This window comes from Sphingomonas sp., from assembly GCF_036731925.1.
GTDB lineage: Bacteria > Pseudomonadota > Alphaproteobacteria > Sphingomonadales > Sphingomonadaceae > Sphingomonas.
On the sequence record NZ_DAINDJ010000002.1, the window covers coordinates 446,156 to 467,245 of the forward strand.

24 protein-coding genes are annotated in these 21,090 nt (G+C 69.0%); 7 read left to right on the top strand and 17 right to left on the bottom strand.

The features are described from left to right. Position 1 precedes the first annotated feature (1 nt). The 4 genes from V7E00_RS11620 to V7E00_RS11635 form a co-directional block, all read right to left on the bottom strand. Positions 2-349, bottom strand: a complete 348-nt coding sequence (locus V7E00_RS11620; protein ID WP_333572808.1) for an ArsC family reductase — start codon at positions 347-349, stop codon at positions 2-4. A 6-nt stretch (positions 350-355) separates the two neighbouring features. Next, a complete protein-coding gene (locus V7E00_RS11625) occupies positions 356-769 on the bottom strand; it encodes a GNAT family acetyltransferase (RefSeq protein WP_333572809.1) in 414 nt (137 codons plus the stop codon). Beyond that, positions 766-2,022, bottom strand: coding sequence for a YceI family protein (locus tag V7E00_RS11630; protein ID WP_333572810.1), 1,257 nt, complete (start codon positions 2,020-2,022; stop codon positions 766-768). The genes V7E00_RS11625 and V7E00_RS11630 overlap by 4 nt, the downstream gene beginning before the upstream one ends. Before the next feature lie 161 nt (positions 2,023-2,183). Next, positions 2,184-3,026: a DUF1521 domain-containing protein gene (locus V7E00_RS11635; protein ID WP_333572811.1), complete on the bottom strand. Its 843-nt coding sequence runs from the start codon at positions 3,024-3,026 to the stop codon at positions 2,184-2,186. Between the two features lie 179 nt (positions 3,027-3,205). Between V7E00_RS11635 and V7E00_RS11640 the strand changes: the two genes are divergently transcribed. The 5 genes from V7E00_RS11640 to V7E00_RS11660 all read left to right on the top strand — a co-directional run bounded on the left by V7E00_RS11640 (position 3,206) and on the right by V7E00_RS11660 (position 7,732). Beyond that, complete coding sequence (locus V7E00_RS11640) at positions 3,206-4,129, top strand: lipase family protein (protein WP_333572812.1); 924 nt, start codon at positions 3,206-3,208, stop codon at positions 4,127-4,129. Positions 4,130-4,163: 34 nt separating this feature from the next. After that, positions 4,164-5,084, top strand: coding sequence for an ankyrin repeat domain-containing protein (locus tag V7E00_RS11645; RefSeq protein WP_333572813.1), 921 nt, complete (start codon positions 4,164-4,166; stop codon positions 5,082-5,084). A 156-nt stretch (positions 5,085-5,240) separates the two neighbouring features. Next, on the top strand, positions 5,241-5,951 hold the full coding sequence (locus V7E00_RS11650) for a PEPxxWA-CTERM sorting domain-containing protein (protein ID WP_333572814.1): 711 nt from the start codon (positions 5,241-5,243) through the stop codon (positions 5,949-5,951). Positions 5,952-6,107: 156 nt separating this feature from the next. Next, positions 6,108-7,412 carry a phage tail tip lysozyme gene (locus tag V7E00_RS11655; protein ID WP_333572815.1) on the top strand — a complete coding sequence of 435 codons (1,305 nt, stop codon included), beginning with the start codon at positions 6,108-6,110 and terminating at the stop codon, positions 7,410-7,412. Continuing rightward, a complete protein-coding gene (locus V7E00_RS11660) occupies positions 7,409-7,732 on the top strand; it encodes a hypothetical protein (protein ID WP_333572816.1) in 324 nt (107 codons plus the stop codon). The genes V7E00_RS11655 and V7E00_RS11660 overlap by 4 nt, the downstream gene beginning before the upstream one ends. A gap of 1 nt (position 7,733) precedes the next feature. Here V7E00_RS11660 and V7E00_RS11665 read toward each other — a convergent pair whose 3' ends face one another. Further along, a complete protein-coding gene (locus tag V7E00_RS11665) occupies positions 7,734-8,111 on the bottom strand; it encodes a hypothetical protein (RefSeq protein ID WP_333572817.1) in 378 nt (125 codons plus the stop codon). Between the two features lie 123 nt (positions 8,112-8,234). On the opposite strand from V7E00_RS11665, the gene V7E00_RS11670 reads away from it, so the two are divergent. Next, on the top strand, positions 8,235-8,705 hold the full coding sequence (locus V7E00_RS11670) for a hypothetical protein (RefSeq protein ID WP_333572818.1): 471 nt from the start codon (positions 8,235-8,237) through the stop codon (positions 8,703-8,705). Between the two features lie 12 nt (positions 8,706-8,717). Here the strand turns inward: V7E00_RS11670 and V7E00_RS11675 are convergent, their stop codons facing one another. The 12 genes from V7E00_RS11675 to V7E00_RS11730 are packed head-to-tail and all read right to left on the bottom strand — an operon-like array spanning position 8,718 to position 19,436. Beyond that, positions 8,718-9,272 carry a hypothetical protein gene (locus V7E00_RS11675; protein WP_333572819.1) on the bottom strand — a complete coding sequence of 185 codons (555 nt, stop codon included), beginning with the start codon at positions 9,270-9,272 and terminating at the stop codon, positions 8,718-8,720. Then, on the bottom strand, positions 9,269-9,724 hold the full coding sequence (locus V7E00_RS11680; protein WP_333572820.1) for a hypothetical protein: 456 nt from the start codon (positions 9,722-9,724) through the stop codon (positions 9,269-9,271). The genes V7E00_RS11675 and V7E00_RS11680 overlap by 4 nt, the downstream gene beginning before the upstream one ends. Beyond that, the gene (locus tag V7E00_RS11685) at positions 9,714-11,033 is read right to left on the bottom strand and encodes a FliI/YscN family ATPase (protein WP_333572821.1); all 1,320 of its coding nucleotides are present in this window, start codon (positions 11,031-11,033) and stop codon (positions 9,714-9,716) included. The genes V7E00_RS11680 and V7E00_RS11685 overlap by 11 nt, the downstream gene beginning before the upstream one ends. Continuing rightward, positions 11,030-11,617, bottom strand: a complete 588-nt coding sequence (locus V7E00_RS11690) for a FliH/SctL family protein (RefSeq protein ID WP_333572822.1) — start codon at positions 11,615-11,617, stop codon at positions 11,030-11,032. The genes V7E00_RS11685 and V7E00_RS11690 overlap by 4 nt, the downstream gene beginning before the upstream one ends. Next, entirely contained in the window at positions 11,614-12,090 is a 477-nt protein-coding gene (locus V7E00_RS11695; protein ID WP_333572823.1) for a hypothetical protein, read from the bottom strand. Before V7E00_RS11695 ends, V7E00_RS11690 begins: the two co-directional genes overlap by 4 nt. Next, positions 12,087-12,851, bottom strand: a complete 765-nt coding sequence (gene sctJ, locus V7E00_RS11700) for a type III secretion system inner membrane ring lipoprotein SctJ (protein ID WP_333572824.1) — start codon at positions 12,849-12,851, stop codon at positions 12,087-12,089. Before sctJ ends, V7E00_RS11695 begins: the two co-directional genes overlap by 4 nt. Then, positions 12,848-13,270, bottom strand: a complete 423-nt coding sequence (locus V7E00_RS11705) for a hypothetical protein (RefSeq protein ID WP_333572825.1) — start codon at positions 13,268-13,270, stop codon at positions 12,848-12,850. Before V7E00_RS11705 ends, sctJ begins: the two co-directional genes overlap by 4 nt. Before the next feature lie 2 nt (positions 13,271-13,272). After that, a complete protein-coding gene (locus tag V7E00_RS11710; protein ID WP_066722170.1) occupies positions 13,273-13,581 on the bottom strand; it encodes a hypothetical protein in 309 nt (102 codons plus the stop codon). Beyond that, positions 13,578-14,801: a hypothetical protein gene (locus V7E00_RS11715; protein WP_333572826.1), complete on the bottom strand. Its 1,224-nt coding sequence runs from the start codon at positions 14,799-14,801 to the stop codon at positions 13,578-13,580. Before V7E00_RS11715 ends, V7E00_RS11710 begins: the two co-directional genes overlap by 4 nt. Next, positions 14,798-16,636, bottom strand: coding sequence for a type III secretion system outer membrane ring subunit SctC (gene sctC / locus V7E00_RS11720; RefSeq protein WP_333572827.1), 1,839 nt, complete (start codon positions 16,634-16,636; stop codon positions 14,798-14,800). Before sctC ends, V7E00_RS11715 begins: the two co-directional genes overlap by 4 nt. After that, the gene (locus V7E00_RS11725; RefSeq protein ID WP_333572828.1) at positions 16,633-18,594 is read right to left on the bottom strand and encodes a flagellar biosynthesis protein FlhA; all 1,962 of its coding nucleotides are present in this window, start codon (positions 18,592-18,594) and stop codon (positions 16,633-16,635) included. The genes sctC and V7E00_RS11725 overlap by 4 nt, the downstream gene beginning before the upstream one ends. A gap of 2 nt (positions 18,595-18,596) precedes the next feature. Next, positions 18,597-19,436, bottom strand: a complete 840-nt coding sequence (locus V7E00_RS11730) for a lytic transglycosylase domain-containing protein (RefSeq protein WP_333572829.1) — start codon at positions 19,434-19,436, stop codon at positions 18,597-18,599. A gap of 475 nt (positions 19,437-19,911) precedes the next feature. Here V7E00_RS11730 and V7E00_RS11735 point away from each other — a divergent pair, with 475 nt between their 5' ends. Continuing rightward, positions 19,912-21,069 carry an EscU/YscU/HrcU family type III secretion system export apparatus switch protein gene (locus V7E00_RS11735; RefSeq protein WP_333572830.1) on the top strand — a complete coding sequence of 386 codons (1,158 nt, stop codon included), beginning with the start codon at positions 19,912-19,914 and terminating at the stop codon, positions 21,067-21,069. Positions 21,070-21,090 lie beyond the last annotated feature (21 nt).

Consider the following 21,090-nt stretch of genomic DNA (forward strand, 5'->3'; position numbering starts at 1 on the left):
CTCAGAGCAGCGCGCGCGCATAGCGTTCTGGCGCGAATCCGATCAGCAATCCGCCCGGATATTCCAGCACCGGCCGCTTGATCATCGAAGGCTGCGCGATCATCAGCCCGCGCGCCTTGCTCGAATCAAGGTCGGTCTTGTCAATCTCCGGAAGCTTCCGGAAGGTGGTGCCGGCGCGGTTGAGCAGCGGCTCCCAGCCTTCCGTTCCGATCCACCGATCGAGCCGGGCGGCATCCACACCCTCGACCTTATAATCATGGAAAACATAGGGAATTGCGTTGGCGTCGAGCCAGGCCCGCGCCTTCTTCATAGTGTCGCAATTCTTGATTCCGTACAGCGCAATCGTCATGCGCGCTTAGTGAAGGAAACGGCCGAGCGTCACAACCGGCTGGGGCGCCAGTCCCAACGCGCGATAGAAACCGATCGCCGCATCATTGCCCTCGCGGACCATCAACTGGAGCTTGGGGCAGCCGCGGGCGCGCAGCCAGGATTCGGCCGCAGCCATCAGCGCCCGGCCGTGGCCCTGCCCCCGGACGGCCGCGGCGACGGCGAGATAATAGACCCAGCCGCGATGCCCGTCCTCCCCCACCATGGCGGTGCCGAGCAGCGCCTCGCCGTCCCGCAGCAGCAGGATGGTCGAGGTCGCACCGGCTAGTGCGCGGTCGAAATCGGCGGCGGAATCGTTCCACGGCCGGGTAAGGCCAGCCGCCTGCCACAGCGCGATCACCGCCGAACGATCGGCGGGGGTCGCTTCTGCTAGACGAGTCACTTGGCGTCGGCGGTGAAGCGGAAGGTGACCGCCACCGCATCCGGGATGGTTGCGGGATCGCTCCACTGGCCCTTGCCGACTCCGAAGGCCAGGCGCTTGACCGTAGCCGTGCCGCTCGCCTGGGCATGGCCGCCGTCGATCGTCAGCTTGAACGCGACCGGCATCGGGCGGGTGACGCCGGCCAGCGCAAGCGTGCCGTCGGCGACATAGCCGCTGCCCTGCTTGCGGATGCGCGTGGCGGTGAAGCGCGCGTGCGGATGGGCCGCGACGGCGAAGAAGTCGTCACCCTTCAGCGTATCGTCGCGCTCGCCGTCGCCGCTGCTCACCGAGGCGAGATCGACATCGATCGCGATCTTCGAGCGGGCGAGATCGTCCGGGCTGAACTGGATGTCCGCCGTCCAGCGCGTGAAGCGGCCGTTGATCGCCTCGCCGCTATAGACGGTGCGGAAGCCCAGCGCCCCGCCGGGCGCCACCTTCCAGCTGCGCACCGGCATCGCTGCCGTGCTTGCGGAAGGCGATGGCGACGGGGCCGGCTCGGGAGTGGAGGCGGCTTCGGGCGTCGGCGCCGGTGCCAGATCGGGGGTCGATCCCGGCGCGGGAATTGGCTGCGACGGCGTCGGCACCTCGGCATGGCCGCGATAGCGCCAGGAGCCGGTGAGGAAGGCTGCAACACACGCCGCCAGCGCCACCACGACGGCGATCGACAGCGCCGGGCGTCGGGCCAGTGCGGCGGGCATCATCCGCCCGATCAGATCGTCGCGCAGCAGATGGTGGCGCAGCGCCCCCGCCACGTGCAGCACGAACAACCCGGCGAGCAGCCAGCCGATCAGGCCGTGGATCGTCTCCGCGGGCTCGTTCCAGGCAGCCCCCAGCGGAAGGTGCGGCAGCGGAACGGTGCCGAAGAGCAGCGTCGGCAGCTTCACCCGCGCGGTGGAAACGATGATCCAGCCGCTCAGCGGCCCCAGGATCATCACGCCGTACAGCGCCCAGTGCACCGCGCTGGCGAGCAGCCTCAGCGCGGGCGCGCCCTCTGCCGGGGGACGCGGGACGACGATGCGCACCAGCAACCGCGCGAGCGAGAGCACCAGGATAAGGATGCCGACCGACTTGTGGAACTGGAAGGCCACAAACATCGTGGACCGTGGCAGATCCTCCAGCGCCCAGCCGAGCCCAAGCTGGAACAGCAGCAGCAGCGCCAGCGCCCAGTGGAGCAGGATTGCAATCCCGCTATATCGTTCCCGCAATCCCGCCACGCACAGCCTCGCTCACTTCGATGCGCACGCGGCGACGCCGCGCACGGCTGCGCGCGAACCGAAACCGAATCGATGGCGCAACGAGCGGAGGTTGCGCCTCATGCGGCACGATCGGCAAGGCTGCGGCCGGAAACGCTGGGTTCCGGTCGCAGCCCTTCCGCTCATGCGAACAGGATCTGGCGCAGCACGCGGCTGCTCTCGGGCGCAGCGACCGCGGCGCGCGCGGTCGCTTCGAAGCCGAAGCTGAGCAGGCTGCCGAACATCAGGAAGCCGCCGATCGCGGTGCCCAGTTCCGCCAGGCTCGGCATGTCGCTGTCCGGGCCGTAGATCTGCCCCGGCTTGGTCAGATCCGCATCGGCCTGGGTCACGGTCCCGCCGAGTTCGGTCTGCCAGCCGCCCGCCGCCTCGTGCACGGTGAAGCCGTCGCGGTTCGCGGCATCGAGCGCATAGCCGTTGGCGGAGACGCTGACCGAAAGGTCGCCGAGCTGCTGCTGGCTGATGCCGTCGATCACCACCGCATTGTTTCCGCGCGTCACCACCACCTGGCTGGCGAAATAGACATTCGGGTTGGTCTTCCCCTGCTCGGTGTTCACCGTGATCTTGGTGCCGTTGTCCAGCTCGAAGGTGGTGGTGCCGTAGAAATCGAACTGGTGCTTGCCGTTCACGTCGACATGCGGGTCGCCCCACACGCGGGTGCTCTGGCCCGTCGTCTCGTTGACGATGGTCATCTGGCTGTTCCGCTCGTCGATGGCGAGGTGATAGCCGTCTCCCAGATCGATCTGGGCAGTGTTCTGCCCGGTGGTCTGCGCCGTGAAGCCGGCCTGGGGCTGCAGCTGCGCGCCGTTGCCCAGCGTACCCAGCTGGATCGACAGCAGCGACGGCAGCATCGCGGTGGCGAGCGGCCCTGCACCCAGCGGCGAGAATTGCTGCGCGAGGACGCCGCTGGCCAGCATCAGGTTGGCGGCAGCGAAGGGCGTCGAGGCGGCCGTCGGGATCGTCGTCATGTCCATGCTCCTGCAAAGGCGGTTGGGGTGCGGACCCGTCTTGATGCCGCTGCTTCCCATGCCGCACGCCGCCCCGGCATCGGCGGATCGCGTAGGGCGCCTAAACGAATCGTCTAGCGACGGCGGCGCGGCGGCGTGGCATCCGGGGCGTGGACGGCCCATGGCGAGGTACTAGGCAAATGATGTCGGCTGCTGACCAGCTTTCGCGACCCACCGGCATCGCATCCTCCTCGCCGGTGTCGGCGTCGCAGCACCGTGCCGCGAACGACGATTTCCAGATCCGTCACCTGCCCCCGCGCGAGCTGCTTGCCTGGCAGCAGCCCGTGCCGCCGGCCCCGTTCGTCCGCAGCGAAGCCCCACAGCTCACGGTCGAACGGGCCGGCGGACCTTCCACCGTCGACCTCGCGGCGATGGCAGCGGACGTCTACAACGACACGCCTGCCCCGCCCGCCGGTTATCGTGTCGCGAGCAGCGACGACCTGGCGCAGATCGGCCTGCGCGGCGAGGATCTCGCCTCGCCGCAGAGCAGCTTTCGTGCCCGCATCTATGTCGCCGAGGGCGATGGCGGGCCGAACTATGTCGTCAGTTTCCGCGGCACCACCGACGGGAGTGACTGGAAGGCCAATGCCCGGCAGGGCGTGGGCCTGCCATCGGACCAATATGGCCGTGCGCTGCTGATCGCGAAGGCGATCGGCCGCCACCCGGATGCACAGGTGACGATCACCGGCCATTCGCTGGGCGGCGGCCTCGCCTCCGCAGCGGCGGTCGCCAGCGGGCGCGACGCGCAGACCTTCAATGCCGCCGGGCTCAGCGACGCCACCGTCCGGCAGGCGGAGGCGATCCGGGGTAGCGCGCCGGCACCGAAGATCGCGGCCTTCTATGTGCGCGGCGAGATCCTGTCGGCGATCCAGGACGGCGGCGATCGCGTGGTCGGTGCCATCCTCGGCGGTATCCCCGGCGCCATCGTCGCCGATGCGCCCGAGGCCTATGGCACCCGCATTCCGCTGGACGCAAAGCGGCCCGCCGGCGAGCACTGGTATCAGGATACGCCGCTAGCCCGCCACGGCATGGATTGGGTGGAGAGCAGCCTGGCCGCACATTGACCCGGGCCTCCCCCAATCCCTACAGCAGGGTCTCGTGACCCGCCGCCTTCGCATCCTCGCCGCGCTGATGCTGGCGGCCGCCCCGACCGGAGGATGCATGGCCGCCGAGCCTTCCTGCTATACCAAGCGCGCCTCGGTGGTGCTGCCCGATCGCACCCGCGTGCTCGGCCATCTGAGCAACGGCGCTGCCGGTCGCGCACTGGCCGAAGCGATCCTCGAGGGGCGCGTCGAGGATGCCCGTGCCATGCTCGCCCGCGATCCGCGGCTGATCAGCACCGCGGTTGTCGACGATCCCAAGGTCCCGCAGCCACCCGCCGGCCGCTATGGCGACCTGCTCACCTTCGCTGTCGCCCGGTGCGATGCCGATGCGGTAACCATGCTGTTCGCCGCTGGCATGCCGAAGGACGGGATAAAGCCTGGCGCTGCGCTGTCGCTCGCGATCCTGGCGGACAGCCCGGCGATCGCGGAGCAGCTGCTTTCCGCCGGCGCCTCGCCGGACCCGCAGGCCGCAGGGGGCGAAAGCCCGATGCGGAACGCGATCACCTTCGGCCATCTCGGCGGCGTAATGACGCTGCTTCGCCACGGCGCTGATCCGCGTTGGGCAGATCCCTTCGGGATCGATCCCGTGCGCATGGCAATGGACGCCGAACAGGCCGGGATCGCGGAACATTTGGTCGAAAAGGGCGGTACGCTCTGGAGCGTCGCCGACGACGGCAGCATGGCAGCGCATGCGCTGCTGGAGCACCCGGTGGTCTTCACCAGCCCGGAGATGCTTGCCGCCCGGGCGCGTCTGCTGGAACGTGCACGGCAAAGCGGGATCGGCTGGCCCCCGCCCGACCGCGCCACCGTCCGACAGCAGGTGGCGAGCGGCGCCTGGCCGACGCCCGCCATGTCCCGGGCGGGAATGACGATCGCGCCGCCGGTGCTGGAACGGCTGCGGACGGCCAAGCGCTGAGCAAACGCGCGGAAGCGCTTCTGCCGTGACGATGTTGCCCAGTGGCGACCACAACATCTGTAATCACTTGTGAATTGCCGCACGGCGAAGCTGCGGTTACCTTGTCGCGCAAGAGTCGGACGGCTGCCATGGCCGTCCAATCTGGGGGGAGACTGCATGAAGCGGATCACTGTACTTGCGCTTATTGGTTTTGCGAGCGTAACGGCCGGGACACCGGCGTTTGCCGACACGATCGATACCCGGGGGAGCTATGCCGGGAAAATCGACTATCTCGGGGCTGGTTACACACCGACCTATGGGCAGACCTTCACCGTCGGCCCCGCAAATGCGCTGAACGGCTTCACCTTCTTCCTCGGCGGCGGTGCGACGAACGTCCGCGCCTATGTCTATTCGTGGGGCGGCCACGGCGTGCTGGGTCATGCCCACTACACCAGCGACGTTCGCAGCTTCGGCGGAACGGACGGCGATGCCTATCAGGCGCTGCGCTTCGATGTCGGCGCGATCGATCTGCGCCCCGGTCAGCGCTATGTTGCCTTCCTCACCACGGCCGGGATCGATCAGCCGGCAAACGGCGGCGTCACATGGATGCCTACCGCCGGCGACTTCGGCAGCAATGCCTATGCGGGCGGCGACTTCGTCTACACCAATGCCGGCGACAGCCTGGATGCGGTTGTCGGCAAGGAGTGGGACGACAGCAATGGCGTGTTCGGCGACGTGCAGTTCCAGGCCGATTTCAGCGTGGGCGCGACAAGCGGCGCGGGCGTTCCCGAACCGGCGGCGTGGGCATTGCTGATCGGCGGGTTCGGTATCGCCGGCAGCACGCTGCGACTGCGCCGAGCGCGCGCGGGCCAACTCAAGACGGGCTGACCCGCTGCAGCAGGCTGGGGAAGGTGGCGGGCGGCGCCGGTGGGCGCCATACGCGCGCGGCTCGCACGCCCCTTCCGTCGCCAGCTAAACGAATCGTCGAGAGACGCCGGCTCTGTCGGGTGCGAACCTCCGCCCGTCAGTCCAGGGAGGCGTTCCATGCTCGACTCGATCAATCGCACCAGCGCAACCGGTGCAGGACGCTCCGGCGCGAGCGGCGGCTACACCGTCCGTCAGGGCGACACGCTTTCGGGAATCGCGGCGAAGAACGGCATTTCGCTTGCGGCGCTCCGTGCGGCCAACCCGCAGATCCGCAACCCGAACCTGATCTTCCCCGGCCAGACGATCGCACTGCCGCAATCGGGTACCGCCAGCTACACCGTGCAGGCGGGCGACACCTTGTCCGGCATTGCCGCGCGCTTCGGCCTCGACTGGCACGATCTTGCGCTCGATAACGGCCTTGCCAATCCGGGGATGATTCTGCCGGGCGAGACGCTGCGGCTGAACGGCGGCGGCACGGCTCGCGCCGGCGGCACCGAAGCGGCGGGCGGCTTGGAGGGCGGCGGCACCGGTCGCAACGCCGCTGATGTCGCGCGGCAATATCTCGGCCGCAACGCCGCCGACCTGCGCGGCGATCGCAGCGACAATCTGCCGATGAACGCGAACGTGCCGGCAAATATATGCTGCGCCAACTTCGTCTCGGCAGTGCTCACCGAGGCCGGCCAGCTGCCCGCCAATCTCCACACGGACTCGGTCGCTCAGCTCGACAAGACGCTGCGCGCGCAGGGCTGGACCGAGGTCAGCGCAGCGCAGGCCAAGCCCGGTGACGTCGTGATCATCCAGGGTGGCGGCGTCTCGCACACCGTGCTCTATGCGGGCAACGGCCAGACGATCGGATCGAACAACCGCAATGCCGACGGTACCCAGAAGGTAACCACCGGCAACCTCTCCTGGGCGCTTTCGCACGGCGCCAAGATCCTCCATGCACCAGGCGCCACCAAGGAGACGGCAGCGACGAGCGGCACCGCCGGTGCCGGCGCACCGTCCGCATCGCGACAGGGGCGCATCGGCCAGGCAATGTCCTATTTCCAGGCGCAGGGCTGGACGCGCGCGCAGGCGGCGGGGATCGTCGCCAATCTGGATGCGGAAAGCCGCATGGAAGCCAATATCCGTCAGATCGGCGGCGGGCCCGGCTATGGCCTGGGCCAGTGGGAAGGACCGCGTCAGGCCGATTTCGCCGCCTTCGCCGGCCACGACATTCGCAACTCGACGTTCGAAGAGCAGCTTGCCTTCGTCCAGCACGAGCTGACGGGTACCGAGAGCGCGGCGGGCCGGCGCCTCCAGCAGGCAACCAGCGCGCGCGATGCGGGGGCGATCGTGTGCCGCTATTATGAACGGCCTGCCGATATTCAGGGCGACTCCGCCTACCGCGCGCAGCTGGCCGCCACCATCTTCCAGCGATGATCCTGCTCCCCCTCGCCGCGCTTGCCGCCGCAGCCGCCGCCGAACCCGCCACCTGCGTGTTCGACATCGCCCCGCCGGAACCCTGCACCATTCAGGTGCAGGCGGGGCCCGGCGGCACTACCCAGCTGCGCGCCACGGGCAAGAGCGGAAAGCGCACCGTCTTCACCGGCAAGCGCGCCAATGGCTGGTGGGCGGGCACGCTCGACAACGCGCCGGCGATGGCCTTCGAGCGCAATCGCGGCCATGTGGTGTTCTCCACCCGCGCCCTCGACCGCAGCTTCGAATACTGGACTCGTGGAAACGAGCACGGGACCTATTGAGCTAGCCGAAGATCGAGCTGGGCGCCCCGTGCTTGGCTGCCCAGCCGGCCCAGGCGACATCGGTGGGGCCAAGGGCTTCCTCGACCAGCCGCCAGCCGTTGCCTGCGCGGCGGAACAGCGCGACATAGTCTTTCGACACCATGCCTTCGGCCTCGGCCGAGGCCAGCGGTGTGCCGGCATAGCTGATCGGACGGCCCGCCTTGTCCTGCATCGTCGCGACCAGGAACACCCAGTCGCCTTGATGCCCCAGCGTGCGGACGAGCAGCCTGGGCGTCTTCCCGATACGGCGGGCGATGGCCTGGTGCGCGACATCGATAATGGCGGCGCGGTCTGCCGGAGCGATCTCTACCGCAGCGGCGGCAACCAGAGGAAGGATCATCACGCAACTCCCGCAAAGGGCCCGGGGGTTCCGTAGCATTGCCTAAGCGATTCGTGGAGCGCGCGAACGCTCCGAAGGCGCTATCTACGCTAGCATGTTCCATTCCACGGACGAGATTCGGCGATGACCCAGCCCATCGGAATCACCGGCCCGCGCGCCGCTGCGATCGGCGCGATCGGTGCTACCGGCAACACGCCGGGGTCGCTTGCGGGTCAGGCGATGACGGTGCTGTCCAACCGGATCGCCGGCACGCTCACCCGCGAACTGGGGCTCGTGCAGGGCACGCAGCAGCCGCTGCGATCGGTGGACCCCTATGGTGCCGAGGGCCAGGCGCGGGAACTCGCCACATCGCTGGGGGCAAGCCCGGCCGATGCCGGCCGCTTGTCGCGCGCATTGGACGACTTCACCAGCGAAGTTGCGGCGCTGGTCGCGGCAAGCCCGACCAGTGACGTGCTCGATCGCCTTTCCGGCCTCGGCTACGCGCTGCTCGATCCCGACGGCCGCCCGGGCATGACCGACACCGACCATGCTGTTGCCACGATCGAAAGCGCGATCTTCCAGCTGCGCGAGGACCCCACCCGCACCGACCGCTGAGCGGCGCAGGCGTCAGCGCCGCGCCGTCCTCGCCATCGCACCTCCCTGCACGCCGACGTTGCCGACGCGCACCTCGCGTCGCAACAGCCGCTCGTGCAGCTGCTCGCTCCACTGCGCCGCCACGGTCGGCGGCACCGCGGCAGACGGGATCAGCAGCACGTTCACCTGCCCGGCCAGGTCGTGCCCCAGCACGGCGCCTTCCACCTTGTAGCTGCCGAGCGGCAGCGACAGGTGCACCTCGGGCTGCGCCGTCTTGCTGACCTCCGCAATGGCTGCCGCGATGCGATCGAGCTGGGCATGTTGCGCGGCATCGACCATCCCCGCCGCAGCAGGTCGCGCGGTCACCGCAGCGGCGGCGAAGTCGCGCGGGGTGATCATCGCGGCCATGCCGTCGGCCTTGTCCATGCCGGGATCCCTGGCGGCGCGCTTGCCCGCGTGCCGCGAGAGCGCATCGGCGAACGCCTTGCGCTGCTTCGGCGCGGCTTCGGGCTGTTCCTTGCCCGCAGCATCCCGCGGTGCAGGCGCGGCCTTGGGCTGCACCGCGTTGCTGCCCGACGCGCCGTTCATGCCCAGCCTCGCGACAGCAGGAAGGAAGAAGCCTCCGGCTCCGACCGATCTTCGGCACGGCGCTGCTCGGCCCGCCGCAGGGACTGATGATGCGCCGCGACGCTCTCGCTGCGCACACGGTGCTGATCGAGCGCCCGTCCCGCTTCACCCTGCGCATCCACCGCAAGGTCGTGACGGGCGCGCTGGTCGCTCGCGCGTGCTACCGCGCCGATCTCCTCAGCCACGCGCTGCTCCAGCCAGAGTCGCGTCTGCGGGCAGCCGGGGCTTGCCTGGAACAGCAGCCGGGCGTCGCCCCGCTCGCGCGCCGCCGCCGTGCGTGCGGCCTCGGCAGCGCTGGCGGCCGCTTCGGCGTGATCGGCAGCCTCCCGCGCCTCGATCAGCGCACGGGTCAGGCGCTGCTCGCGCATCGCGGCGATGCGCGCCAGCACGGGCGCGCGATTGTCAGCGGGCATGGTCCATCTCCTCGAAGGTGCGCAGCCGGGCGATGCTTTCGCCCAGCGACGTGCGTTCACTGCCGGACTGGCGCAGATAGGCGGCGATCGCCTGGCGCTCGGCCAGCGCGCGGTCCGCCAGCGGATCGCGGCCGGGCTGATATTCGCCGATCTGGACGAGCAGCTCGATCTCGTCCAGCTTGGCCAACATCGCCCGCAGCCCATGCGCCGCGCGCTGCTGCGCCGCGTTGGCGAGGCGCGGAAACAGGCGCGAAAGGCTGCCCAGCACGTCGATCGCCGGATAATGGCCGCGCGAGGCCAGCTTGCGCGACAGGACGATATGCCCGTCGAGCAGCGAGCGCACTTCCTCGCCGATCGGATCGCCGTCCTCGTCCTCCAGCAGCACGGTGTAGAGGGCGGTGATCGCCCCCTGCTCCGCAGTACCGCTGCGCTCGAACAGCCGCGGCAGTTCGGCGAACACCGAGGGCGGGAAGCCGCGCCGCACCGCCGGCTCCCCCGCCGCCAGCCCGATCTCGCGCAGCGCACGGGCGAAGCGGGTGACGCTGTCCATCAGCAGCAGCACGTGCCGGCCTTCGTCGCGCAGGCCCTCGGCAATCGCAGTAGCGACATGCGCCGCGCGCACGCGCTCCATCGCCGGGCGGTCCGAGGTCGCCACAATCACGACCGATCGGGCGAGCCCCTCGGCGCCCAGCGTCTCCTCGATGAACTCGCGCACTTCGCGGCCGCGCTCGCCGATCAGTGCGATGACGATTGCGTCGCACTGGGCGTTGCGGGCGAGGTTGGCGAGCAGCGTCGACTTGCCGACGCCGGCACTCGCGAAGATGCCGACGCGCTGGCCAATGCCGATCGGCATCAGCCCATCGATCGCGCGGATGCCCGTCTCCATCGCGGCATCGATCGGGCGGCGGTGCATCGGGTTGGGCGCTTCGCCATGGATCGGCCGGTCCGTGCCGCGGCGGACGTTGCCCAGGCCGTCGAGCGGCTGGAGCCGCGCGTCGAGCACACGACCGAGCATGTCTGCACCGTACGGCACCCGATCCTCGCCGCTGCGCAGGATGACGTCGCTGTTCATCGAAAGGCCGCGCAGATCGCCGAGCGGCGTCAGGATTGCGCCGCCATCAGCGAGGCCGATCACTTCGGCCCAGAGCGAGAAACCGGTCTCGGCATCGACGATCTCGCAATTCTCACCGATCCGCGCGCGCACCCCGGTAACGCGCAGCGTGGTGCCGAGTGCGCCCACGATGCGGCCATGCTGCTCGAACATCGGCGCGGCATCGAGCGCGCGAAGTAGGGCAAGCGGATCGCTCATGCCACGCCCCAGCGCTTGGCGAGGGTTTCGAGCTGGACCGAAAGGCTGGCAATCACCTGCCCCTGCTGGGTGCGGATCACGCAATCGTGCACGCCGAGGGCGGGATCGGGCACGACGGTGACTTCTGCCAGCCCCGTCAGCCGCCCCACCACCTTTTCGGCCATGTCGGGCGCGACCGCGACGATCACCGCACCTTGCGGCTGCAGGCGATCGAGCGCGCGGGCGACCAGCGCCGGCATCAACGCCGCGTCGTCGAGTTCCCCCAACACCGCACGCACCGCGGCCAGTGCGGCCTCGGCGATCTCTGTGCGCCGGGCCTGCTCCTGCGCGTCGATCGACGCGGCGAATTGCGCGATTTCCTGGACGAGGAGGTCGTTGATTTCGGAACGCGCAGCGGCATGCGCGGTGCCGTAGGCGGCTTCGCGCGCGGCCTCAGCTGCCTGCACTGCCTTTGCCTGTGCCTCACGAACCGCCCCCAGCAACGCAACGGCATCGGTGAAGGACTGGCGCTCGTCACGCTTGATCACGGCGCGCTCGCTGAACAGCAGCGCGGCATCGTCGGCATGTACCAGGTGGTAGGTCATTCCAGCGTCTCCGCGATACGCTGCGCCCGCGCCAGCAGGTCGCGCGCATCGGCATCGTCCCGCGCGCCGGGGAAGCGGTCCTGCAAGGCAAGCGGCAGCGCGGCTTCCAGCAACTGCGTGCCGCTGGCGAGCACCCGCTCGGGCGGCGGCAGCTTCTCCGCCCCGGCAATCTCCGGCACTTCCGCCTCGCACACCGCGTCGAACAGCGGCTCACCCACGGCGGCGGCAAGCGCCGCCAGCCTCGGTCCGGAAAGCTCTGCGTCGATCGCCCGGCGGTGGCGCAGCAGCCCCGCCGCCGCCGCGATCCGCACGCGCTGTTCCTCAGGCGCGTCGAGCCAGTCCGGCAGCTTGGCCAAGTCGCCGAACCGCACCGCCGGCTGCCCGCTGGCTCGCCGGGCGAAGCGCGCGCCGCGTCCCTGCCCGCAATGCCGGGCGAGCAGCGCCAGCCTGGCGTTCCGCGCCTTCGGGTTCACCGCTGCACCGTGTCCGGCAGGTTGGCCCGCGGCTTGCGCATCCGCCACAGGCCGCGTCCGGCGATCGCCAGCACGATCAGCGCGACCAGGCCAATCGCGCCGCGCAGCAACGTGGACACGGAGACCATGCCCTCGCTCTCCGGGAGCACCGGCGCCGCCTGGGCGGGCACCATCACCACGGAGACGCGGTCATAGGTCAGCCCGTCGATCGCGTTCGTGACCAGCGACTTGATTGCCCCGGTCTGGCTACGCAGGTCGAAGCCGGTGCGGTATTTCACGAACACCGATGCCGCCGAGGGCTTGGCCTCGCGTGACAGCGGATCGGCCTCGGGCATGGTCAGGTGCACGCGCGCCTGCACCACGCCGTCAATGCCGCTGATCGTCCGGCTCAGCTCCTGCGAGAGGCCGTAGATCAGCCGCGCGCGTTCCTCCAGTGGCGTGGAGGTGAAGCCCTCCTTCTTGAACACCGAGCCGAGCGAGTCGTACTCCTCGTGCGGCAGGCCGTGCGCGCGCAGCGTCTCCACGGCGCGGGCGAAGTCCGCCTGATCGACGGCGATGCTCCACACGCCCTTTTCCCCCGCCACCTTGCTCGCGGTGATGCCGGCCTGGTTGAGCACGGCGATCATCTCGTTGGCGGCCGGTTCGGTGAGCTTGCCATAGACTTCCTGCCGGCTGCAGCCGGCGAGACCGAAGGCGGCAATCACCAGCAGCGGCGCGGCGACGCGCGCCTGCCAGCGGCGAGCGGGGGTGCGGCCGCTCATTGCTGCTTGAACAGCTGCTGCACGCCGTCCGAACTGCGGTTGGCGATGTTGGAGGTAAGCTGCGCCTGGAACATGAATTCGGAGCATTTCATGTTGAGCTGCACCATCTCGCCCGGGGTCAGCTGCCCGCCGCTGGCCTCGGCCGTCTCGGCATAGCGCGAGACGGCGCGGGCCTGCACGTTCACCTGGTCGAGTGCGTTGAACATGCCTTTCATCGCCGGCGGGATGGGCCCCGCTGCGACGGTGCCCTGCACCCCGCCCATCTTCTCCAGCGCCGCCTGGAAGCGGGCGTCGAACTGCGGCGTGGTGGCGCCGCCGCCATGGCCGCCGGGGGCGAGCAGCTCGAAGGCGCGCGAGACGCCGTTCGCGCCCTGCCCCCCGGCCGGCGCGACCAGCGCGCCGATCGCATCGATGCTCATCGTCAGTTCTTCCGCGCCATGGTTTCGAGCGCCTTGGAGACGCTGTCGATCGAGCTGTGCGAGCTGTTCGCCATGAAGCTCATCCGCATGGATTCGGTGGTCAGCTGGGTGATGTCGGACGGCTTGTCGCCGCCCTGGCTCACCACGTCGGACTGGGCGGTGATCGCATCGGCCTGGGTGTCGAGCGCCTTGCCCCAGGCTTCGCCGAACGCCTCGAACCAGTTGCCCTTGCCGGTGCGGCTTTCGGTGGTGCCCATGTTGCCGAGCGAGGCGATCGTGCCCAGGACGGCGCTGTTGATCGGGTTGGTCATTGGGTGGTCACTCCGTTGGTGTCGCCGCCAGGGGTGGGGGTGGAAGGTGCCGGGGACGGCGGCGTGCTGGGTCCCAGGACGAGTTCTTCGATCCGGCCATCGCGCTCGAAGCTGGCGCGGCCGTTGCCGATCGCGACGATGCGGTGGCCGGTGGGCACCGTGGCGCCGGCGAACCAGCGGGTGCCGTCGGCGGTGGTGATGTAGCCCGGATCGCCATCGACGAAGGTGGCGAGGCCGTACTCCGAGCCCGAGAAGAAATATTGCAGGTCACGGTCGCCGCGCGCGGCGTCGGACGTGAAGACGACGCGAGTGATGCCCGGCACGTCCTCCTTGATCAGCCGCGCGAGTTCGGCCTGGCGATCCGCGGGCAGGAACTCGGCCTTCACCATCAGCGCGTTGCCGCGGCGGGGAACGGCCTCCGCATCGACCCCTTGCGCGCGCAACAGGTCGGTGGCAGCCGCGGCAAGGCCGTCCATCGTCTCGACATCCAGCGTGGCCGGCCCGATCTGCTCTGCGACGACCTGGCGCAGCCGGGCGAGCGCCGTATCGTCCTTGACGATCCCGCGCACGATCGTGCCGCTCCGCGTTTCCTCGATCTTCAGGTCTCGGAAGCCCGCGGCGGCGAGCATCGCCTGTTCGCCAGCGGTATCGTGCAACTGCCGTGTCGCCCAGCGCATCACCGGCGGCGCGAACAGCAGGAGCAGCAGCAGCGCGGCCAGTGCAGCAGCATAAGCCGGCCAGGTGCGATCGAGCGCCAGCGCGCCGCGCATTGGATAGAGCCGCGTGGCCACCCGCTCGGGGATCGCCGCGCGCTGCGGCGCCGGAGCAGGCGTGTCGGCCGCGGCGGGCGCGACCATCGGCGCGAGGCGGATCGCTTCGTCCCAGCGGGGATCCTCGGGCTCGCCGATGGCGAAGGCCACGGACCCGACCAGCATCGGCACGAAGGGCGGCAGCGATGCCTGCTCACCCGCCGCAACCGGGCGCCCGAGCAGCGTCACCTGCCCCGCCACCACGCGCAGGCAGGCCATGCCCTCTCCGAGATCAAGCTCGAGCGAGACGCCGCGCGCGGAAGGATCGCGCAATACGATGTCGTGCTCGAACCCGTGGCCGACGCGCACGAACTTGCCGCGATGCAGCCGGTGCTCGGCGCCGGACAAGCGCCCGTTCAGCACCCGCAGCACCATGGTGCCGGACTTCACCGGAGCGAAGGGCGCGTTCACCGGCGAGCCCTCCGCCGGCGCTTCTGGCGGTGATCGGCCGCTGCCTCGATCTGCTGGAGCGGGATCGGGTTGGTCGCCGTGGTCGGCTGCACCGCCGCCGCCTGTTGCTCGCGGCGCGACACCACGCGCGGCGTGATCAGGAAGATGCGCTCGAAATGCTGGTCGCCCTTCTTGCGCTTGCGGAAAGCCTGGCCGAGCACCGGGATGTCGCCGGCCACCGGCACCTTCGACTTGTAGTCGTACGAGGTTTCCACCGTCATGCCGCCGATCAGCAGGCTCTCGCCCTGCTTCACCACGGCGCTGGTGTTGATGCTGCTCTGCTTCACGGCCGGAATGCCGTCGACGACAAGGCCGGTCGGCGAACCGTCCAGGATCTCGATCGACATGCGGGTGCGCAGCTCGCCGCCGTCATAGAGGATGGACGGATTGACCCGCATCACCATGCCCGCGGTCACCGGGAACAGGTCCACCTGCCGGTCGCCGGCGACGCGGACATAATATTGCACCTGGTTGTTGAACACGGCCGGGATATTGTTGAGCGTGCTCAGCCGCGGGCGCGAGATCACCCGCAGCGCGCCCGTCTTCTCCAGCGCCGTGATGCGCGCGGCGAAGAGATCCAGCCCGCCGGTCAGGTAGGCGGCGCCAACATTGCCGGCCGAGAAATTGTTGGTCGGGTTGGTCGCGTTGCCGCCGAACAGCGCGCCAAGGCCGCCGGTCTTGAAGCCGAAGTCCAGCCCCAGTTCCTTGAGCATGCTGGTGTCGAGCTCGAGGATCGTCGCTTCGATCTCGACCCCGCGCGGCTCGACGTCGAGCGCGCGGACGATGTCCTCGTACACGCTCATCGATTCGGGCCGGTCGCGGATCAGTACGGCGTTGTTGCTCGGGTCCACCTCGACGCGCGGGCCGTTGACGTCCCGCACCGCCGCCTCGCGTACCACCACCGTGTCGAGCCCCGGCGTGCCCTGCTGGTCGAAGCTGCGCTGGGCCTCGTCCGGCGGCACTGCATTCAGCCCGCGCCCGCCGAGCCGCGGCAGCGACTGGCGCTGGATGTCGAAATTGCCCGCCGTCGAGACCGTCGCGCTCGGCCGCCCGTCCCCCATCATCCCGCGCAGGATCGAACCGACGCCGGGGATGGTGATAGTGCGGTCGAAGCTTTTCTGGATCGTATCGTCGGCGCGCGCGTAGCGGAGATAGAAGATCCGCACCTCATAGGGTGAGCGCGTGGTCGCCCCGCTCAGCACCTTGGAATGGAGCGGCGAGCTGGTCACCGTCTCCAGCGCCGCCGGTCCCAGCAGCGGCGAGACGATCGGCGCGTTGGACGCCGTTGCGGCCACCTGCGTTACCGCCGGGTTGCCCGCCGTACCCGCCAGCTGCGCCACGCGGTCGAGAAAGGCGGGTACGCCGGTGGCGCTCACCGAATTGCTGGCCGCAGCGACACGATTGGCGTCGTCGAGGATGCCGAGCTTCTGGGCGTCCCGTACCACGGCGCCCGGATCGGCCGCCATGAAGCTGCGGGAGGTCACCTCGGCCGCGGAATAGACCCGCACGACCGCACCGTCATAATAGGCGACCAGGTTGAACGCCCTGGCGATCTGGGTCCACACCTGCCGCGGCGTGCCGACGAACACGCCGTTCATCTTGCCGGTGACCGCCGAGCTCACCTTGGCCTTGATGCCGGCCTGGCCGAACAGATCGACGACGGCGACGTCGACGCGCTGGTTTCGCGCGGTGAGGGTAATCTTCTTCTGGCCCATCGGCGGCGTCTCGGCGGGCGCCGCCATGGGCAGCAGCGCCGTGCAGGCGAGCAGGGCAAGGAAGCGCGAAGCGCGGATCATTGAAAAACCTCGTCCGACATCTGATTGGTCAGGCTCTCCGGCGCGGCGTTGATCTCGCCGACGATGTCGAGCGGCACGGCCGGGTTGAGCTCGTTGAAGCTGATTACCGGCACTTCGAACAGATCGCCCGCGATCAGCAGACGCAGTGGCCGCCGGAGATCCTGCGCGGTGAGGATCGCTCGCGCGCCGCTGCTGGCAACCTGGGTGGAAAGCAGCGCGATCAGCGCGCGCATCTGGTGCGGGTTGATCGCCAGGCGCATCTGGCCGTCGACGGGGGTGACGGTCTGCCGGATCGTCTCCTCCAGATCGGCGCCGACGATCAGTACGCGCAACCGGCCGGCCTTGCAGAGCGGCGCGATCAGGTGGCGGCGCATCGCGACGCGCACCCGCTCGGCCATCGGCACGGCTTCGCGTTCATACTGGCCGACTTCGCCGATCGCCTCGATCGCATCGCGGAAGTTGCGCAGCGGCACGCTTTCCTCGGCGAGCAGCCGCAGCACTTCGCCGATCCGGCCGGTAGGCACCGCGCGCACCGCCTCCTTCACGACCTCCGGATGCGTCTCCCCGAGCCGGTTGAGGTGATCGGTCACCTCCTGCAGGCCGAGGAACAGGCCCAGATTGCGTTCGAGCAGCTGCGCCACCCGATCCGCCGCCATGTCGGGCAACGCAGCCGTATCGGCGATCCCGCCGCCGAGCGGCGCGTCGTGGGCGCTGAGCAGCCACTCGCCTTCGCTCAGCCGCGCGTCGGGAACGATGCGCAGGTCCGGGATGGCGATACCCGTCCGCGTCTGGAGCATCGCTGCCCCCTCGCGCAGCCGATCGGCCAGCGCGGCGAACGCTGGATGCTGCGGCGGCAGGCCCACGGCGAGCCGCAGCGGATCGACCACCGGCAGCGCCTGCGCCGCGATCAGCGTCTCGCCCGTCGCGACCGCCGTCTCGCCTGAAGAGAGCCCCAGCCGCGCACGCAGCCAGGCGCCGGACGTCGGGTGGAGGAACGCCCCGCCCAGCAGCAGCGCGCTGGCCAGCGTGAAGAAGATCAGCGTCGGGAAGCCCGGCACCAACCCGAGCAGCATTGCCAGGCCGCCGGCGATCATCAGCACGTGCGGCTTGCCGGTGATCTGCCGCGCGATGGCCGGCCCCAGATCGCTCTCGCGTTCCTCGTCGGTCGTGCGCGTGACCAGCAGGCCCGCCGCCATTGCCGAGAACAGCGCCGGCACCTGTGCGACCAGCCCGTCGCCGATCGTCAGGATCGAGAAGGTCGTCGCCGCCTCGCCTGCCGACATGCCGTGGTAGAGCATCCCCACCGCGAGTCCGCCGAGCAGGTTGACCAGCACGATGATCACCGAGGCGATGGCATCGCCCTTCACGAACTTCATCGCGCCGTCGAGGCTGCCGTGGAGCTTACTCTCCATCTCCAGCGTGCGCCGCTTCTCGCGCGCCTCGTCCTTGGAGAGGATGCCCGAACGCAGATCGCTGTCGATCGACAGCTGCTTGCCGGGCATCGCATCGAGGCTGAACCGCGCCGCGACCTCGGCGACGCGCTCGGCGCCCTTCGAGATCACGATGAACTGGACGATCGTGATGATCAGGAACACCACCAGCCCGACCACGAGGTTGCCGCCCGCGACCATCTGGCCGAATTGCTGGATGATCTCGCCGCCGTCCACCTGCGTCAGGATCATCCGTGTCGTCGAGATGCTGATCGCCAGCCGGAACAGCGTGGAGAGCAGCAGCACCGTCGGGAAGGTGGAGAAATCCAGCGGCTTGGTGACGTACATGCAGCTGAGCAGCAGCAGGATGCCCACCGTCATGTTGGTGGCGATGAACGCGTCGAGCGCCAGCGGCGGCATCGGCACGATCATCAGCAGTACGACCGTCACGACGCTGCCGACCAGCAGCATGTCGGCCACGCGCAGGGGCATGCGGCGCAGGCCGCGCAGGATCAGGGCTGGGGCCATGTTCAGCGGCTCCGCGCGGCCTGTTCGGCGAGCAGCCGGCTATACCGGCCCATCACGCCCGCCACATAGGCTTGCGTTTCACGATAGGGCGGAATGCGGTTTCCATAACGGCGCACTGCGCCCTCGCCGGCGTTATAGGCAGCAAGTGTCAGGTTGAAATCGTTGAACCGGCCGTGGAGCTGGCGGAGCAGCCGTGCGCCGCCGTCGACATTCGCCTCGGCATTGGACGCCGACACGTTGAGCATCCGCGCCGTGCCGGGCATCAGCTGCATCAGGCCGTGCGCGCCCACGGGGCTGCGCGCATCGGCGCGGTAGCGCGATTCCTGATCGATCACGGCGTGGAGCAGCAGCGGGTCCACGCGCCGCCGCGCCGCTACCCGCGCGATCATCGCGTCATAGCGCGTGGCATAGGACAGCGGCCGCATCGCCAGGATCGCGTTGTCCGACGCTGCGGCGGCGATCAGCGGTGCCGGCTCCTGCCGCAGCGGCGCGATCGCGGCGACGCGCAGCGTGGCCGCCGGCGCGGGTTCCACCTGACGGCGCTTCTTGCCGGAGACCAGCTGGAACGATGCCGCACGGTCGCCAGACGACCCCTCCTCGGCCTCCGGCGCGATGCGCACGTCCTTCGGCATTTCCGCCGGGGTGCCCGGCGCGACAAGGATGTTGCTGCACCCCTGGAGGGACTGGATCCCCGCCAAGGAAGCGGCATCCGCCACCCGCAAGGTCGCGGTCAGCGCACAGCGCGGCGGCGGGGTTCGATCCCGCGACCATGCCGCTTGCGGAATAATCAGCGCCGCCCCGCACAGGGCAAGCGACGTTACGCTAAGAACTACTCTACACATTGCATCGCTCCCCAGCCGATGGCCCCTCCGGCCAACAGTTGTCTCAGCACGATGCCCCACAATTCCCGGCCTGCTCGTCCAGGAACACCTATAGGCTGTCGCGAATTTCTTACATTTTCAAGTCGATATCTAGAAATATTTCAGGACGTTGCTCCGCGACGAGCTGAGCTACTGAAGCGACAAGCTGAGGAACTTTTCCCAGGGATGCATTTGTTTACATCGGTGTCAGCACCGTTGAACGGCTCGTCGCAACGGCCCGTCGCGCGGCGAATCAGCAAAAACTACGGTTTCCCTAGGGTTTAAACAGTTCATGTGCCACGCGGCACGAAATTTGCCTGTTGCGTCCAGGAACCGGTTACAGGATTTTAAGGATGTTGCTGCCCCGCCCCACGGGCAGACAATGTGTCGACCTGCTTGACCTGCCAGGACCGCCAGCAACTTCGCTGCGATCGCCTGGCAGCAAGAGTTCAACTTCATGAGCCAAGGCAAGGACAGCGCCGACAAGAGCGAGCTCCCGACGCCGAAGCGGCTGCAAGACGCGCGCAAGAAGGGTGATGTCGCCAAGTCCAAGGATTTGGCCACCGGCCTTCTCACGCTCGCCTGGCTGCTGCTGTTCGTCGTGGTCTCGGGCTATGCCGCGAGCGAACTTGCGCGCCTCGCTACCGATGTGGTGGCGCAGGCCGCGACAGGGTCGTTCGACCAGACCGCACCGGCGATCGGCTGGGACGCGGCCTGGACACTGCTGCGCCTGACGTTCGTAACGCTGGTGCCGGCGGCAGCGATCGGCACCCTGGCCGAATTTCTACAGGTCGGCCCGATGATGACGACCGAGAAGATGAAGTTTGGACTGGAGAAGCTCAATCCGGTCGAAGGCCTCAAGCGGATGTTCGGCAAGGACGGCCTGTTCGAACTCGCCAAGACGCTGGTAAAGGCCGGGCTGATCTGTGCGATCGGCTATCTGGTCTACCAGAGCGCGCTCTCCAGTTCCGGCCAGCTGATTCGACTCGCCGCCACTTCCCCGATCGACGAATCGCGCGAAGGTGCGGCGCTGAGCACGATCGGCCTCACCTATTCGCTGACGCTGCAGATGCTGGCGATGATCGTCGCGGTGTTCCTGTTCGTCGCGGTGGCCGACCGGATCTATTCCAAGCACAGCTTCATCAAGAAGATGAAGATGAGCCGCCGCGACATCAAGCAGGAGCACAAGGAGAGCGAAGGCGACCCGCAGGTTCGTGCGCTCCGCCGCGACATGCACCAGGAATGGGCGAACCAGAACAATATCGGCGCCACCCGCGGCGCTGCCGCGCTGCTGGTGAACCCCACCCACATCGCGATCGCGCTCAACTATGACGAAACGCACTGCCCCGTTCCGGTGATCGCCGCCAAGGGCATGGGCGAGCTCGCCGCCGCGATGCGCGCCGAGGCCGAGGAATCGCGCGTGCCGATCGTCCGCAACGTGGCGGCCGCGCGGACCCTCTGGGCGCGCGGCGAGATCGGCGAGATCGTGCCGGAGGACATGTTCGACGCGGTCGCCGCCGTGATCCTCTGGGCCGCCAAGGCCCGCAGCGGCGAAGGCCCGATGCAGCACGACATGGACACCGCCGCCCCGCGCCTCGCCGCGCCCCCTCGCTGACCCGACTGGAGAACGAACCAC

Bases quoted from the DNA above. Each gene is read 5' to 3' on its own strand.
- V7E00_RS11640 (WP_333572812.1), top strand. From the start codon at position 3,206: ATGATGTCGGCTGCTGACCAGCTTTCGCGACCCACCGGCATCGCATCC.
- V7E00_RS11665 (WP_333572817.1), bottom strand. From the start codon at position 8,111: ATGATCCTTCCTCTGGTTGCCGCCGCTGCGGTAGAGATCGCTCCGGCA.
- V7E00_RS11620 (WP_333572808.1), bottom strand. From the start codon at position 349: ATGACGATTGCGCTGTACGGAATCAAGAATTGCGACACTATGAAGAAG.
- V7E00_RS11705 (WP_333572825.1), bottom strand. From the start codon at position 13,270: ATGAGCATCGATGCGATCGGCGCGCTGGTCGCGCCGGCCGGGGGGCAG.
- V7E00_RS11710 (WP_066722170.1), bottom strand. From the start codon at position 13,581: ATGACCAACCCGATCAACAGCGCCGTCCTGGGCACGATCGCCTCGCTC.
- V7E00_RS11660 (WP_333572816.1), top strand. From the start codon at position 7,409: ATGATCCTGCTCCCCCTCGCCGCGCTTGCCGCCGCAGCCGCCGCCGAA.
- V7E00_RS11635 (WP_333572811.1), bottom strand. From the start codon at position 3,026: ATGACGACGATCCCGACGGCCGCCTCGACGCCCTTCGCTGCCGCCAAC.
- V7E00_RS11690 (WP_333572822.1), bottom strand. From the start codon at position 11,617: ATGACCTACCACCTGGTACATGCCGACGATGCCGCGCTGCTGTTCAGC.
- V7E00_RS11655 (WP_333572815.1), top strand. From the start codon at position 6,108: ATGCTCGACTCGATCAATCGCACCAGCGCAACCGGTGCAGGACGCTCC.
- V7E00_RS11670 (WP_333572818.1), top strand. From the start codon at position 8,235: ATGACCCAGCCCATCGGAATCACCGGCCCGCGCGCCGCTGCGATCGGC.
- V7E00_RS11725 (WP_333572828.1), bottom strand. From the start codon at position 18,594: ATGGCCCCAGCCCTGATCCTGCGCGGCCTGCGCCGCATGCCCCTGCGC.
- V7E00_RS11735 (WP_333572830.1), top strand. From the start codon at position 19,912: ATGAGCCAAGGCAAGGACAGCGCCGACAAGAGCGAGCTCCCGACGCCG.
- V7E00_RS11680 (WP_333572820.1), bottom strand. From the start codon at position 9,724: ATGCCCGCTGACAATCGCGCGCCCGTGCTGGCGCGCATCGCCGCGATG.
- sctJ (WP_333572824.1), bottom strand. From the start codon at position 12,851: ATGAGCGGCCGCACCCCCGCTCGCCGCTGGCAGGCGCGCGTCGCCGCG.
- V7E00_RS11685 (WP_333572821.1), bottom strand. From the start codon at position 11,033: ATGAGCGATCCGCTTGCCCTACTTCGCGCGCTCGATGCCGCGCCGATG.
- V7E00_RS11650 (WP_333572814.1), top strand. From the start codon at position 5,241: ATGAAGCGGATCACTGTACTTGCGCTTATTGGTTTTGCGAGCGTAACG.
- V7E00_RS11675 (WP_333572819.1), bottom strand. From the start codon at position 9,272: ATGAACGGCGCGTCGGGCAGCAACGCGGTGCAGCCCAAGGCCGCGCCT.
- V7E00_RS11730 (WP_333572829.1), bottom strand. From the start codon at position 19,436: ATGTGTAGAGTAGTTCTTAGCGTAACGTCGCTTGCCCTGTGCGGGGCG.
- sctC (WP_333572827.1), bottom strand. From the start codon at position 16,636: ATGATCCGCGCTTCGCGCTTCCTTGCCCTGCTCGCCTGCACGGCGCTG.